9 protein-coding genes and 1 pseudogene are annotated in these 15,643 nt (G+C 35.6%); 4 read left to right on the top strand and 6 right to left on the bottom strand.

Annotation, left to right across the window (positions count from 1 at the left end; translation table 11 throughout):
• Positions 1–418 precede the first annotated feature (418 nt).
• Both ACEN4I_RS12425 and ACEN4I_RS12430 read right to left on the bottom strand, forming a co-directional pair.
• Positions 419–2,908, bottom strand: a complete 2,490-nt coding sequence (locus ACEN4I_RS12425; RefSeq protein ID WP_407101659.1) for an ATP-dependent RecD-like DNA helicase — start codon at positions 2,906–2,908, stop codon at positions 419–421.
• A gap of 84 nt (positions 2,909–2,992) precedes the next feature.
• On the bottom strand, positions 2,993–3,673 hold the full coding sequence (locus tag ACEN4I_RS12430) for a tetratricopeptide repeat protein (protein ID WP_407101657.1): 681 nt from the start codon (positions 3,671–3,673) through the stop codon (positions 2,993–2,995).
• A 162-nt stretch (positions 3,674–3,835) separates the two neighbouring features.
• On the opposite strand from ACEN4I_RS12430, the gene ACEN4I_RS12435 reads away from it, so the two are divergent.
• Positions 3,836–5,203, top strand: a complete 1,368-nt coding sequence (locus ACEN4I_RS12435) for a metallophosphoesterase (RefSeq protein WP_407101655.1) — start codon at positions 3,836–3,838, stop codon at positions 5,201–5,203.
• Between the two features lie 81 nt (positions 5,204–5,284).
• Here the strand turns inward: ACEN4I_RS12435 and ACEN4I_RS12440 are convergent, their stop codons facing one another.
• Complete coding sequence (locus ACEN4I_RS12440) at positions 5,285–6,727, bottom strand: 6-phospho-beta-glucosidase (RefSeq protein ID WP_407101653.1); 1,443 nt, start codon at positions 6,725–6,727, stop codon at positions 5,285–5,287.
• A 1,477-nt stretch (positions 6,728–8,204) separates the two neighbouring features.
• On the opposite strand from ACEN4I_RS12440, the pseudogene ACEN4I_RS12445 reads away from it, so the two are divergent.
• Positions 8,205–8,297 (top strand): annotated as a pseudogene (locus ACEN4I_RS12445) (SEC-C metal-binding domain-containing protein); the annotation flags it as partial.
• Between the two features lie 111 nt (positions 8,298–8,408).
• Here the strand turns inward: ACEN4I_RS12445 and ACEN4I_RS12450 are convergent.
• From ACEN4I_RS12450 to ACEN4I_RS12460, 3 genes are all read right to left on the bottom strand, one after another.
• Complete coding sequence (locus ACEN4I_RS12450; protein WP_407101652.1) at positions 8,409–9,194, bottom strand: DUF1828 domain-containing protein; 786 nt, start codon at positions 9,192–9,194, stop codon at positions 8,409–8,411.
• A 22-nt stretch (positions 9,195–9,216) separates the two neighbouring features.
• Positions 9,217–9,693 carry a DUF6978 family protein gene (locus ACEN4I_RS12455; protein ID WP_407101650.1) on the bottom strand — a complete coding sequence of 159 codons (477 nt, stop codon included), beginning with the start codon at positions 9,691–9,693 and terminating at the stop codon, positions 9,217–9,219.
• Between the two features lie 162 nt (positions 9,694–9,855).
• Complete coding sequence (locus tag ACEN4I_RS12460) at positions 9,856–12,912, bottom strand: type I restriction endonuclease subunit R (protein ID WP_407101649.1); 3,057 nt, start codon at positions 12,910–12,912, stop codon at positions 9,856–9,858.
• A 108-nt stretch (positions 12,913–13,020) separates the two neighbouring features.
• Between ACEN4I_RS12460 and ACEN4I_RS12465 the strand changes: the two genes are divergently transcribed.
• Together ACEN4I_RS12465 and ACEN4I_RS12470 are read left to right on the top strand one after the other, a co-directional pair.
• Positions 13,021–14,151 (top strand): restriction endonuclease subunit S, encoded by a 1,131-nt coding sequence (locus ACEN4I_RS12465; protein WP_407127829.1) that lies wholly within the window; start codon positions 13,021–13,023, stop codon positions 14,149–14,151.
• Positions 14,152–14,259: 108 nt separating this feature from the next.
• Positions 14,260–15,189: a site-specific integrase gene (locus ACEN4I_RS12470; protein ID WP_407101645.1), complete on the top strand. Its 930-nt coding sequence runs from the start codon at positions 14,260–14,262 to the stop codon at positions 15,187–15,189.
• The last annotated feature ends 454 nt before the right edge of the window (positions 15,190–15,643 follow it).

The raw sequence follows: 15,643 nt of genomic DNA on the forward strand, positions 1-15,643 counted from the left end.
TACTCTTGATGTTCAAAACCCATTCTTCATCAAGGAAATTTTACTCTTGATGTTCAAACCTCATTCTTCATCAAGGAAGTTTTACTCTTGATGTTCAAATCTCATTCTTCATCAAGGAAGTTTTACTCTTGATGTTCAAACCCCATTCTTCATCAAGAAGACATTAAATAAATCCTTCTTTGAAGAATAGTCAAAGACAATAGCGCTACTAGTTGTCTCTAGCACCCTCGTATACTATTCGAGCAGCGATGATTTGTTTCTTCGTTAATAAATAATCGCTCAAAGAACTCTTAAAAATTCTTGAACAAAGGTAGCTTGAATTCCTCTCTTCCCTATACCTTGCATAAAAAATAACCCCAAAAAATTAGATTTTACTCTAACTTTTGGAGGTCAATCTCAAAAAGGAATCTTTCTTGAATTACATTTGATAAGGAGATATGCCTTCCATGCCGATCATGGGGTCGATTTCTTTCATGTTAGCGGCGGTTAAGCGGTAGTCCAGGACTACCTTCGAAGCTTTTGTTTCTACGGTCACTGCTTGCGTTTCTTCACTTGAAGTTGGAGCAACTTGTTTGCTTGATTCGCTAGTGTCGGCCGCATTTTCCACTTTTGGAGCTTCAGTCGTTGCTTGTTCTTCCCCTGATTCACCCGTGATACGCTCTTTCAACGTGGTCAACCGATTGGCAGAAGATTTCATCACACTTTCGTGAAAAGCTGGAATCTCTCCGCACAAGATCAGCAATTCACTGGCTCTGGTAATCGCCGTGTACAATAAATCTCGCCGAAGCATCCGGTGATAATTGCGCACCATTGGCAAAATAACCATTTTAAACTCGCTACCTTGAGACTTATGGATCGAACAACAATAAGCTAAAGTGATTTTATTCCATTCATTTCGTTTGTAAGTGACCTCATTGGCATCAAACCGCAAAATCAGCTCATCTACCTTATCTTCCGTTTCTTTCGCGTAAGAAATCCCGACGATTTCACCCATATCCCCGTTGAACACATTCATTTCCGGGTAGTTGACCAATTGCAGGACTTTATCCCCGATACGATAGACTTTATTGTTGAACGTTACTTCTTTTCGGCGCCCAGTATCGTTGGGATTAAAAATTTCTTGCAGCATTTTGTTCAATGCATCAATCCCTGCTGGACCACGGTACATGGGCGCCAATACTTGGATATCTTGAGCTGTAAAGCCTTTTAATTTCGCTTTACTCACTACTTGACGAATCACTTCTTCAATTTGAAAGGCGGAACAATTGAAGAACGATCGATCGCGTTGCGGTTTTTGAAAATCGTTGGGCAGCTCTCCATTTTTAATATTGTGCGCCAAAGTGATAATCGACGAACCATCCCCTTGACGGTAGATCTCATTCAACTCCATACTCGGAACTTTCTGGCTGGCAAGTAAATCATGCAGCACTTGGCCGGGACCGACAGAAGGCAATTGATCTTTATCTCCTACAAATAAAACCTGCATATGATTCGGAACAGCTCTCAACAATTGATTGGCCAGCCAAGTATCCACCATGGACATCTCATCCACGATCAATAATCCGCCATCCAATTCCTTTTCAGATTGTTCGCTATCCGGATTTTCCGTTCCATTCAAACCTAATAAACGATGAATGGTACTGCTCGGCAATCCGGTCGCTTCATTCATCTTTTTCGCAGCTCTTCCCGTAGGAGCCGCCAACAAAATAGGAAAAGGTTTCTCTTCCGTATAATCATTGACATCTAACGACAATCCATTTAACTCAGCATACAAGGTCACGATACCATTTAAAACGGTTGTCTTCCCTGTCCCAGGACCACCCGTCAAAATAAACACAGGAGATTGAACCGCTTTTTTTATCGCCTCTTTTTGCGAATTGCCGTATTGGATCGCAAATGTTTTTTCGACGATTGCGATTTCTTTTTCAATATCTTGGGTGTAATTGATTTTTGATTTGCTTTCCAACAACCGTTCAATCGAAGTCGCTATTCCCCATTCAGCAGCAAACAACGATCGGATATACAATTTACCCTCATCTTCAATCAGCTTGTTTTCTTCGATCAAATGCAGGACTTCATCTGCCACGCTTTCAGGCTCAATCAAGAAAGAACGACTGGATTCCAAGACTTCGATTGTTTTGGTAAGCAAATTTTCCGCATTTGTATACGTATCTCCATTAGACATGCACAATTCATTTAATGAAAACATAATAGCAGCTTTGATCCGCATCGGAGAATCAGCTTTAAACCCTAATTGTTCTGCAATTGCATCGGCTTTTTTAAATCCTACATGCTCGACCTCTTCCAGCAAACGATAGGGATTTTCCTGGATCACTTCTAAGGTTTGTTCTTGATAGGTCTGATAGATGCTGTATGCCAGTTGACTACCAAAGCCAAATTGATTCAATCCGATAATGATTTTTTCCATGCCGTTATTTTGCTGAATCACTTCTACAATCGTATCGCGTTTTTTTTGATTGAGTTGAGTAATCTGTTCTAAGACATTCGGATCTGCGTTGATCCGATCAATCGCTTCCTCACCCAACGCATCCACGATTGCTTCAGCCGTTTTTTCTCCAATACCAGGGAATTTATCGCTTGATAGATAGGCAATGACTCCTTCAGCTGAAGTTGGTTTCTCTTGATGGTACCGGCTGGAAGTAAACTGCACACCAAACTTAGGATGGTCCACTAACTTCCCATAAAAACGGTACACTTCTTCTTCCTGGATCTGACCAAAATTTCCGGTAATCACGACTTCTTGTTCTTTGTAGTCACTATTGGTTTCGGTAATTTGAATCAACAGCACTTTATAAAAATTGGACGGATTTTGAAAAAAGATCGCTTTAACTCCCCCAACGATATATGGTTCTGTTGTTGCATCAAATAACTCTTCTTGAAAATCCAAATTCTCTCCACCCTTTTCTGCGTGTTTCTTAAACGCGTTGGGTAAGGCAGCTCACACGTCTTACCCAACGCTCTTATTTTCGTGCTACTCTTCTTTTTTAGTGACAACTGATTCAATTTCTTTTAATTGCTGCGCATAAGTCAAAAACTGTTTCGGATCCAATTGTTTGGCTTTTTGCAAACAATCTTTCCCCTCTTTAGGGTCTTGCTGCAGGACTCTTTTAGCTAATCCTTTTTTGAACCACGCTTCTGCATTTTTTTCATCCAATGCGATCACTTTGTCAAAATAGCTCTCTGCATCTAAAAACGATTCTGTCTGCAACAAACTATTTCCAATCATTAGCAAGATCATCGTATCTTCTGGATGATGGACTTCTGCTTCCAACAAATAGGCTAACGCTAATTTCGGTTGGTGTAAAGCTAGATAACACTGCCCGATCATAGCAGCAGCTTCTCCTTTAAAAATACTCTTTTGTTGCTGGAACACGGATAAGTAATTGTTCAATGCTTCAGTATAGTGCTGTTGCTGATAGTGCCAATTTCCATAAGCATATAGAAATGACTCCTCTGCGGCAAATTTTTCATCCGCCATCTCCAAGACAGCTTTCGCATCTGCAAACTTTTTAGCAGCAATCAATAAACTGATCAGATTATAATAGCCTTCTTTTTCATTTGGTTCTTCATCAATCGCTCTGAATAAGAGTTCTAAAGCTTCAGCAGCTTTGCCGTCATTCCATAACGCCAAGGCTTTTTGATTTAAATCCATACTTCCAGCCTCCTTAAAACACTCCATTCTATTTTACACTAAAAGTGTCTTTTGGACTACCGTCTGAGATAGAACTTGTTTTAATCTCTATCATACACTAGTGAGTCTTCACTATTTGTATTATAATGAACAAACAAACTACGGTCTCAAGAGGAGCTCGCTATGAAAAAGAAAACAATAGCCGGAATCATTCTGTTTCTGACTGGTGTACTGGTATTTGTCTTTGGTATGGGACAATCCATTGAATCGACTGAACTGAAACGCGATCCGCTTATGCCAACTGAAGCTATTTCTAAAACAGATTCTATTTGGATAATCACTGATGTGCATTACTTATCACCTTCTCTGTTTGATAATGGAGAAAATTTTGACTACATCCAACAAACATCAGCTGGAAAAGAACTGGATTACCCAACAGAACGAATGGAAGCACTTGTATGGCAAATAGAAAAAGAACGACCGAAACTACTGATCGTCAGTGGCGATTTGACCTTAAACGGAGAAAAACAAAGCGCATTGGACTTAGCAGATTATTTTCATCAAATAGAAGAATTGGGGACACAAGTCTACGTCATTCCCGGCAATCATGATATCTCAAATGGCTGGGCCAGAAAATTCAATGGAGACAGTCAAGAAAAGACAACCCAAATATTGCCGCAAGACTTTCAAACGATTTTTAGTGACATGGGGTATACCGAGGCTTTTTCGGTAGACGAACATTCTTTAAGTTATGCCGTGCAACCGTATACTGATTTGATTCTATTGATGCTGGACACCAATGTTTATTCCCAGTCAGAAGGAAAAGGCGCCCCTCCTTCAAATGGGTTGTTAAAAGAAGAAACATTGGTTTGGATGGAAACAGTCTTGAAAGAAGCCAAAGAGACTGGTAAAACTATCTTGCCTGTGTTGCACCATAATTTACTGGAGCACAACGACTTTATGACAAACGGATTTACGTTGGATAACGCACAAGTTGTTCAAGAGTTATTTACCAAGTATGAAGTATACGTGTCTTTTTCTGGTCACACACATGTCCAAGATATCGCCAGCAAAGAAGAGACTTCATACGATATCACTACAGCTGCTTTTTCCATTATGACACCCAGTATTGGGCAGATCACGATTGATAGCAAACAACTGAATTACCAGAAAAGCACTTTAGACGTAGACAGCTGGGCTGCTGAAACGAACCAAACGGATGAGCAGCTGTTGCATTATGCAGACTACGCTACTTCTTTATTTGTTAAGGACGGTATCGATATGGGATTGCGGCAGATAATCGAAGAACAATGGTATGACAAAACCAATCCTGATGAAGTGGGCACCTTTGTCGGTGAAAACAATCGCCTCTTTTTTAGCGGAGAATCTTCTCAAATCAGTTCCGCTGAAGCTGAACTGATGAAACAGACATCTGCTTATCAAGCCATTAAAGAGTATTCTAGAGGATTTTTGCTACGGTATACGGATAATATTTTAAAACTTAACGGACAGTCCGATCTGACATTGACTCTCCCTCTGTTCAAAGACTAGTCTCCCTACTCTCAAATTAGGAAAAAAAGAAAAAACTCTCTCATTGCTGAATATACAACAATGAGAGAGTCAAACTTTTCATTACAATTGTTCTCCATTTGTTTCGATGACTTTTTTATACCAGTCAAACGAATCTTTCTTGCTTCGTTCCATCGTTCCGTTGCCTTCGTTATCACGGTCTACATAAATCATACCGTAACGTTTTTTCATTTCTCCAGTAGTGAAAGAAACGATATCAATGATGCCCCAAGGTGTATACCCCATTAGTTCAACACCGTCGTGATCTATCGCGATGCCCATTTGTTTGATGTGTTCACGCAAATAAGAAATACGAGCTTCATCGTGGATGCTGCCGTCTTCTTCGACAATATCAATCGCACCAAACCCGTTTTCTACAATGAATAGCGGAATTTGATAACGATCCCAGAAACGATTCAACGTGTAACGCAAACCTACCGGATCAATCGTCCAACCCCAATCACTAGCTTTTAGATATGGGTTGTCTACTTGATAAGGAATCTTACCATGCACGTTAGCAGCCTCATCATCGTTATTTTCATCTTTATGATCCACCACATTAGACATGTAATAGCTGAACCCTAGATAGTCCACTTTACCTTGTGCTAATATTTCATCGTCACCTTCTTGAATAGGTATATTCAAGCCTTCACGATCAAATTCCTTCAGCGTATAGTTTGGATAATACCCGCGTACTTGTACATCCGGGAAGAAATAACGCAAATGCATTGATTCTTCAGCCAACATAGCATCTTCTGGATGAGCAGTTAATGGATAGATCGGTACATGAGACACCATTGCCCCAATTTGGAAATCAGGATTGATTTCGTGACCGATTTTCACTGATAGAGCACTTGCCAACAACACATGGTGCGCTGCAGTATACATCACTTCTTTAGCGTTTTCGCCTTCTTCAACTTGAACCCCTACATTTGTCCATAAGAAAATCGGGTTTGTGTAATCCATCATATTGTTGATTTCATTAAATGTCATCCAGTATTTCACTTTGTTTTTGTAACGCTTGAAAACCACTTCGGCAAATTTAACAAAGAAATCCACTACTTTACGGTTTCTAAATCCACCATAGTTTTGTGCTAAGTGCAGCGGCATTTCAAAGTGAGTCAGCGTAATGACCGGCTCAATACCATTTTTCAATAATTCATCAAATAAATCATCGTAAAATTGAAGTCCAGCTTCATTTGGCTCAGCTTCGTCGCCTTTCGGGAAAATACGCGTCCAGTTGATAGATGTACGTAAACTGTTCAATCCCATTTCAGCAAACAACGCCACATCTTCTTTGTAACGATTGTAAAAATCGATCGCTTCATGATTCGGATAAAACTTGCCTTCTTCAACCGTTTTTGTGATTTCGCGTGGCTTACCAGCTGCACCAGCAGTCATCACATCAGCGACACTTGGCCCTTTACCACCTTGATCCCAGCCACCTTCGAATTGGTGGGCTGCTAATGCTCCGCCCCATAAGAAATCTTTTGGAAATTTAGACATTTTAATAGCCTCCTATTTTTAATAGTTACAGTTATTCCTATTGCTTCTTTTGATATTAATCCCAGACGAGTTAGCACAACACATAGAAACGGATTTTTCCGTCTTTGCTTCTTTTCATGAAATTTAGGTGAGTATAACCACATAATAAATTATACCCGTAAAATTTGTCAATGCATCGATAAATCAAGATATGTTATACTTTTAGTAAAAGGAGCAAAAGTAATGAATAAACACCATGAAGTTGCTAATAAAATCAATACCTATATTCAAGAGAATAATTTAACTCGTGGTCATAAATTGCCAACGCTCACTGAATTAGAAGGCACATATAAATGTCTGTAAAAATACGATTATTAAAACAAAGGAGACACACCAAATGCCTGAAGAACTTACACCAGAAATGCGGGACGAACTATATGGACATATCCTTGTTTTGCATAAACCAGTCTTTTCATTTACGGAATGCCTAACAACTTATTCAAAAGAAGATATGATTGCAATAGCCACTGACCTTCGTTATAAAGTGCGCCGCAGTAAGACAAAAACTGTGATTGCTGAAGATTTCTTTGAAGAGCTATCTCTTAAAAGCCAACATCGATTATCTTTTCAACCAAAAGAAAATATTCAACTCTTAAAAGAACTAATGAATGGTCCAAAAGATATCGATTTCATTCCCTTCGCCCGTAAAAATCCGGACTTATTTGATTTAATTTATTTTCGGTGGGTCTTCTTATTTTATTACGAGAATACTTACACCTTAGTATTGCCAAATGAGACCAAAGACATGCTGCAAAACTTTATTGATGATTCTGATTTTAAAGAAGAAAATAAAAGAAAAAGTCTACTTCGTGAATATGCAGAATCTTTTATGAACCTGTACGGAGCTTTTGAAACAGAATTTTTCTTACAAGTGTGGCGTCAACACAACAAACAATATCCATTAGAACTCGATGAATTATTGCTTGAATTAATTGGGTTAGCTTGGTTTAATGAGCGACTAAGCATTACAGATAGTCTGGAACACATCTTTGACAATTCTGTTATGGATGAAAATGAAGTACCCCTTTTCATGTCAAGGTCTTCACACCACGATTATTACCAACCAACAAAAGTTGATATCCACTATTTTGCTAAACACGAATTTGACGAGCGAACGGCTCAATACAAGAAAATGAAACGATTTTTCGCTAAAAAAATAAGTTCAGAAAAACTTGTAGATATCATGGATGTGATTATGGTTCATATTAAACTCGATTTAGGCATGCGAGATCTAGTTCAAGAACTAGATACTCAGTTTGGCATTCTTTTTGATAGCTTGGAAGACGTAGAAGAATTTAGCCATCTATATCAAAACTTAAACAACCATTCGCGCAAATGGTCCAACCGAGGTCATACGCCAAGAGAACTAACTAAAAATTATAATACATCGTCCTCTGTTCCTAATAACGTTGTTTCTTTTACAAATAAAAACGTTGGAAAGCAAGAACCTATCCAAGTAAAAAAAGTTGGCCGAAATGAGCCATGTCCTTGTGGCAGCGGTAAGAAATACAAACATTGTCACGGGAAATAAATGTAATAAAGCCACCGAGTGTTATTTGTCACTCGATGGCTTTTCACATATTTTTTTGTTGGTTGCTTTATCTCTTAAGCTTATTACGTAAAGTTAAAAACTCAGGCATTTTTAAGCGAATTTTCTCTGCAACTCTTCTTTATTGTCAAAGTTGACTACTCCAATATTATATTCATTAAGAGCCTGTATAAATTCTTCTTTAACATTACTATAATTTTCTCCACTCACAATTACATCAAGTGTAGTATTCTCACCATAATTAGCAGCTCTATACGAAGAGGTATCTAACCAACTTATTAAAACTGAATCCACACTATTTTTATTGAGTGAATTTTGCACTTTCACTAATTTTCTTTCTCGGTCTTTATTAAAAAAAAGATAATCAATCTTATGTTTTAGTTGTGACTTTCCCGTTATATAGAAATTTGGAAAGTAATTATACTGCACTTTATTTTCTGAAAAGTAATCTAACACTTCTTGATAAAATATTGTTTTTATTCTACTACTGTGAGTAAAAGACAAATCGGATAATCTTAATAAAGTTTGAGTCATTTCATGTATAGACTGATTTAAGTTTTTTTCATCTGATACTTTAATGATTTCATTATTCGTACTCAGATTAGCGGAATCGAAATCAATAATTGAATGCATTAATTGATTTCTTAACGTAGTATTCTTCATTAAATCTATTCCATTAGACTTTAAATTCCAAATAGTATAACTTTCATCTGTAATTTTGAAATTCGAACCATCTTTTGTAATAACCAAGGAAATATTATCACCAAAGTTGTCGAGAAAAGGTGTCTGCACTTCGATGGTATTATTATTAACATCTTGAAACTGATGATTATTTTTCACCCAATCAAAGTAGTTTAAAGCCATATCGTTTGCTTTCAAAAACAGCACCTCCTCTCCCTTATTATATATCAAAACCATCTTGAACAGTTAGTTGAATCATTTCTTTATTTTGGATATTGGCATACTCCAGAATGTTCTTTAGTATTACAAATACATCAGTGGTATTTGTAATTGACCTGTATGGTAAAGGATAACTCTTTGTATGGGTATGTCCATCATTTTTTAAAATAAATTCTTCTTCCGAGAAAATATTAATTCGATTTCCTCTAAATCTTTCACCATTAGCATTTTTATGGAATCCATTGTTTAAGTTGATTCTTAAAAGTGTTAGATTTGTCGTTTTATCTAAAAATTGAAAAGTTTTTTTTGTTTCAGTAAGAAAATACATTAATTCAAATTTTCTTTGATCATCTGAAAAGCTTTTTATTTGAATAGTTCCATTAGTAGGATAAGTAATTACCTTTCGGTGCTTCTTTATTACATTTTTCAGTAGCTTAATTAAATCATATGCTTCAGCATCAGTTAATAATAGCTCCACTTAATGTATACCTCCATCTGAAGATGAAATAGTTCAAACAATAAATTATGGTAACTTTTTTATTGCTATTAGTTTTTCATTTACACTAGATAATACGAAGAAACATCTATAAAACTTTATTTAAGAAAGTAAGTATATTTAAATTTTGTTCTTTGCTATAAATTATCTATTCTGTAGTGGTAAGATTTCCTCTTCAATCAAGTCAGTAAATTGTTCTCTGACTTCTTTCCAATAAGTTAACCTTCTTACCGGTTTTTCTGAGTGCTGTTTATAGGTTTCATAATCACTCGTTCGCTTCAGTTCATGCTCCCCATTTTGTCGTGGCTTTGACGGATTATAATTTTCTACTACATATTGAAATTCATTGGATTTCAATCCCATTTTATCAGAAAATTCTTTTACTAACGATTGAGTAGTCTCTTGAATCATATCTTCCAACAATGTCGAAACTTGTGCTCCACGATAATTATCAGGATTTTCTTGAATATCGTTCCAAAGTTTTTTCATCAATTCTGCTAGTTTTGGATTTCCTCTACCTAAATCACTAATATATGAATCAACTTCATTTGAGTTTTGTTTGAACTCTTTAACTTTTGAACTGTCGTTATCATTAGGAACAAATGCTTGAATTAATATCAGAATATATTCATAGTTGATTTCGTCCGTTCTAACAGACTCTAGTTCATATTCTATATCTATCTCTAATTCTGGTGGATCAATTTCACCTGTTGGAGGTGTCTTGAGAAATTCTATCACATTTACATATTTACCATGATATTCTTCAATCACTTCATTGGTTAACCCATATTGATCTTCTAATAATTCAGGTTCAAATTCAGAGTAAACTTTAATCGCAGCTAGAGAACGGTCAAAAACTTGAAATGCCTTAGCAAATTTTTTCAAAGCAGAAATATTTGAATCATCCACATCCACTTCTTCAGGAGTTTCAGCAATCATACGCAACTCATGAGCGGCTTCTTGAAAAGTTTTTTTAGCCTCTTCCCAAGTTGGAGCTAAAACCTCATTCTCTCCCCCATTTGAATACAAAATTAGAGCCTCTGTTACCTTCTCCTCAAAGATTTTTGGAGTTTGGAAAGTAACAATTTGCCCATAATGTTTAGAATTATCAAACAAGCGATTCGTTCGCGAAAAAGCTTGAATGATATCATGAGGTTTCATCGGTGGTCGATCAATAAATAATGTAGACAGACCTGGAGCATCAAAACCAGTCAATAAACGATCTACGACAATCACAAGATCTAATTGTTCTTTTCGGAACTTATATTTCTCTTGTTTTCTTGCCAGGCGATCGTTTACATTTCGATTGTATGCTTTCATTTCTGCTACAGAATAATTTGTATGGAACATTTTATTGTAATCTTTGATCGATTCTGCCATCTTTTCTTGGTTTTCTACAGAAGCTTCTTCGTTTTCTGAGATAGAATAAGTAATGGCTATTCTTGGAAAATCTGGCAATACACTTTTTGTACGTTCTCCGAATTTTACATCTGTTTGGTCATCCACGACTTTTTTAAACAAGTCATAGTATCTTTGTGCTTGGGAAATAGATGATGTCGTTAAAATTGCATTGTAAGTATTTCCAACTCCATTAGGGAAACCTAGCTTAGATTGAGATTTATTGATAATAGAATGGATTACTTCAAGCATGTGTTTTTCATCTTGGTACACTTGCTTGGGAATCAAGGCTTCTTTTTCTAGGGTTGTCATTGTAGAAAGTTCTACATCTGGATTCAACTCTTTTAGCAGCATATCCAACTCGTAATCAGAGAAGGTGCTCTTATACTCTACTTGAAATCCTAAGACTGCTTTATCATGAATAGCTTCTTTGACGGTGTATTCATGCAATCGTTTCCCGTATAATTCTTCTGTTGTACGTGCCAAATTACCTAAAGCCGCTTTCGCATTTTCTGCGAAAATAGGTGTTCCTGTAAACCCATACCACAATGAACGACGGAAAAAGCGCTCAATTTCTTGTTTCTTTTGAGGAGAAACAGCTCTATGACACTCATCTACTACAAAAGCCATTTTCACTTGAGTTAGTTTTTTGTATTTATTTGATTCTTCTTTACCTTCATATCGTTTCATAACATGATTTAATTTTTGAATTGTGGTGACCACAACTGTTCTTTCTTTAGACAATAGTTTATTAACCAATTCAGTTACATTATCTGTCTCATCAATGTCAATCACATCATGTTCTGCATAAGAAGAAAAAGACGCTGTCGTTTGTTGATCTAAATCTACTCTGTCAACAATAAATATAGTCTTGTCTAAAGAAGGAATCTGCAATAAATTACGTGCTACTTTATATGAAGTCAACGTCTTACCCGAGCCTGTCGTATGCCAAACGTAACCAGACTCCTGTCTTCTTGAAGCGGCCTTCACAGCTTCAATGGCATGAATTTGATAGGGTCTCAACAAAATTAACCCTTTACGTTTGCTGTCAATAACGGTGTATTGAGTGACCATCTTATGTGCTTGAGGTATAGATAATACTTGTTGAGCAAATTCAAGATAATTGGTTATCGGTTGATTAGTGCCATCTACCCATTTAGCTAGAAAAGGTTCTTTTAAATTTGTATCTGTTGCTGCAGCAATGTAACGAGTGTCGCTACCGTTAGAAATCACAAACATTTGCAGTGCTGAGAAAATGCCCGTGAACTTGCCTTGTACTAAGTATTTTTTAATTTGTCTGAACGCATCCATATAAGAATGCGCTCTATTTTTTAGTTCTATATGTATCATTGGTAAGCCATTAATAAGTAAGGTGACATCAAACCTGCGATCTCTTTGATCAGAGTCTTGTTTAAAACTGATGAATTGATTGATTACCTCATATGAAGACATCCCACCAGCAATATCTGCTCGATTCAGCACTTTTAAGCGGATTGTTCCAAGTGACGCATCCTCTCTTTGGACTTGTACTTTAGCAACTCCGTTTTCCCCTGAAAGCCATTTAGCCGCATCATAAAAGTTTGCGAAGTTCAATTGATTTTGTATTTGACGAAATTCTTGTGCGGTTAAATTTACTTCATTTAACACATCTTTATTATTATTTTCTAACTTATCTTTAAAGTTCTCCCATAACTTCTCTTCGGTATTTAAATCCTTACGATAAGTCCATTGAGAGATTCCATTAGTTAATTGATTAATTAAATTTCTTTCTAGTTCTGATTCTGTTGTGAACTTATTTACCATCTTTTACTCACCCCATAAAAAATTATCTAGTATGTATTCTTATTATTTAGTATAACATGCAAAATTACATTGATAGGTATTAATTTTGATGATTGGGAACAGCGTAAGTTGGGAGAGTTAGCTGAGATAGTAAGAGGTGCTTCCCCGCGTCCAATTCAAAATCCAAAATGGTTTGATAGTAATTCGGATATTGGATGGTTAAGAATTTCAGACGTTACTAAACAAAATGGAAGAATTTATAACCTTGAGCAAAAAATTTCAAAAGCAGGAGAAGAAAAAACTCGGGTATTAACGGAATCCCATTTGTTATTAAGTATTGCTGCTACTGTTGGAAAACCAGTTATAAATTATGTGAAATCCGGCGTTCATGATGGTTTTTTGATATTCATCAATCCAAGTTTTAATAAGGAATTTATGTTTCAATGGTTAGAAATGTTTAGACCAAAGTGGCAAAAGTATGGTCAACCCGGAAGCCAAGTTAACTTAAATTCTGAATTAGTAAAAAATCAAGATATATTGTTACCCATAATTAAAGAGCAAACCAAAATTGGAATCTTTTTTAAACAGCTTGACGACACTATCGCTCTTCATCAAAGAAAACTGGAGAAACTAAAGCAACTGAAGAAAGGCTATTTACAATTGATGTTTCCACAAAAAGATGAAAAAACACCAAAGTTGCGATTTGCGAACTTCTCATTAGCCTGGAAGAAGCGTAAGTTAGGTGGTATAGCTCCATTAAGAGGAGGTTTTGCTTTTCAAAGTAAAAAATTTGTAAAAAAAGGAATTCCAATAATAAGAATTTCTAATATTTTATCAAATGAGACTGTTGGTGGAGATTATGCTTTTTATCAAGAACAGGAAAATGATGGTAATTTCCTTTTACCTGATAAAGCAGCAATTCTAGCTATGTCAGGAGCAACCACCGGAAAAGTATCAATACTCGTTAATCCTTATAATCAAAAGATTTATCAAAATCAGCGAGTCGGCTATTTTAGAAAAACAGAAATTATAGACTACACATTTATATCTACAATCGTAAAATCACAATTATTTACTAACCAATTAAAATCCGTTTTAGTTGCCGGGGCTCAACCAAATATTTCATCTAAAGAAATTGACTCGTTTGAATTTTTTATTCCTTTACAGAAAGAAGAACAAATAAAATTAGGCGCATTCTTCAAAAAAATTGATAATGCTATTAATCTTCATCAAAAAAAGTTTCAACTCTTCAAGATATAAAGAAAAGTTATCTTCAAAAAATATTTGTTTAAACTATACAAAAATATAAAACCTCTTAATAATAGAATTGATGATTCTTTCATCAAAAAATTATTAGGAGGTTTTACTATGGTGAGAAAAAAGAAATCCGGACAATTGTTGCATAAATATTTTGAAGAGTGGATTCATTTATATAAGACAGATGCTGTTCGCGCAGTTACCTTAAGAAAATATTATATGACCTTGCAAAAAGTTACTGAATTAGTTCCTGATTTAAAGTTGAAAGATTTAAGCAGAAAAGAATATCAAAAGCTTCTAAATGAATATGCTTTAACTCACGAAAAACAAACAACCATGGATTTCCACCATCAATTAAAAGGAGCCATTTTAGATGCGGTTGATGAAGGCTTGTTAGAAGTTAATCCCACTAGAAAAATAATTATCAAAGGAAAAAAGCCAACAGAAAAGAAACCAAAATTCATAAACCAATTTGAGGTCCAAGCATTATTAAAACAATTAGACTTATCGGAAGAAATTAGTTGGGATTGGTACATTCTTTTAGTCACGAAAACTGGCCTCCGATTTTCTGAAGCCTTAGCATTAACACCGAATGATTTTGATTTTTCAAAACAACAAATAATTATCAACAAGACCTGGAACTATAAAAATGCAAACGGAGGCTTTCAACCAACAAAAAATAAATCATCTATAAGAAAAATACAAATTGATTGGCAAACCGCTATGCAATTTTCTCAATTGATTAAAAACATAGCTCCAAATCAACCCATATTTGTAAAAAGTAGAGTATTTAATTCTACGATAAATAATCGATTAAAAGCTCTTTGTTTAAAAGCTGAGGTCCCGATTATCACCATACACGGATTACGCCATACACATGCTTCTCTGTTGTTATTTGCTGGGGTAACGATTGCAAGCGTTGCTAGTCGTTTAGGGCATTCTAGCATGACAACTACTCAAGAAACTTATTTGCATATTATACAAGAATTAGAAAACCAAGATAATGACAAAGTAATGAGACACTTAGCTATTTTGTTTTAAATATAGTTATTAAAATAACAGATCACAAAGTTGAAATAATTATTTCAACTTTGTGATGGGAGTAATTATTTTAAATAAATAGTTTTCGCAAATAGACTTCTTTTATTTGATTTAGTTTTTCTAATTTATCCTGATTTAGAACGATAGTATCGTCTAATTGTTTGAAAAAGTTACCAATTATTTGTTGTTCGTCTTTACTAGGTAATGTCTACTGAATAATAAACTATGCTTATTCTGCTGCCTTTTACAACTAATGATTGATATAATAGATGCAAGGGTTTTTATAGGATGTTAAACAAAACCTTGCACTTTTACTGAAATGAGGATAGAAACATGTATAAATCACAACCGTATTCACAAATCGCTTTCGAAGACTTCAACCAACCAATGGGACTAAAAATGAACCCGAAAAATAGATGGATTGAAAAAGCGGAATGGATCCCTTGGGCTGAAC

Source organism: Desemzia sp. FAM 23990 (assembly GCF_045528485.1).
Lineage (GTDB): Bacteria > Bacillota > Bacilli > Lactobacillales > Carnobacteriaceae > Desemzia.

What these genes read in the sequence shown, in the direction of transcription:
- ACEN4I_RS12460 (WP_407101649.1), bottom strand. Translation starts at nt 12,912, where the DNA reads ATGGTAAATAAGTTCACAACAGAATCAGAACTAGAAAGAAATTTAATT.
- ACEN4I_RS12430 (WP_407101657.1), bottom strand. Translation starts at nt 3,673, where the DNA reads ATGGATTTAAATCAAAAAGCCTTGGCGTTATGGAATGACGGCAAAGCT.
- ACEN4I_RS12435 (WP_407101655.1), top strand. Translation starts at nt 3,836, where the DNA reads ATGAAAAAGAAAACAATAGCCGGAATCATTCTGTTTCTGACTGGTGTA.
- ACEN4I_RS12470 (WP_407101645.1), top strand. Translation starts at nt 14,260, where the DNA reads ATGGTGAGAAAAAAGAAATCCGGACAATTGTTGCATAAATATTTTGAA.
- ACEN4I_RS12440 (WP_407101653.1), bottom strand. Translation starts at nt 6,727, where the DNA reads ATGTCTAAATTTCCAAAAGATTTCTTATGGGGCGGAGCATTAGCAGCC.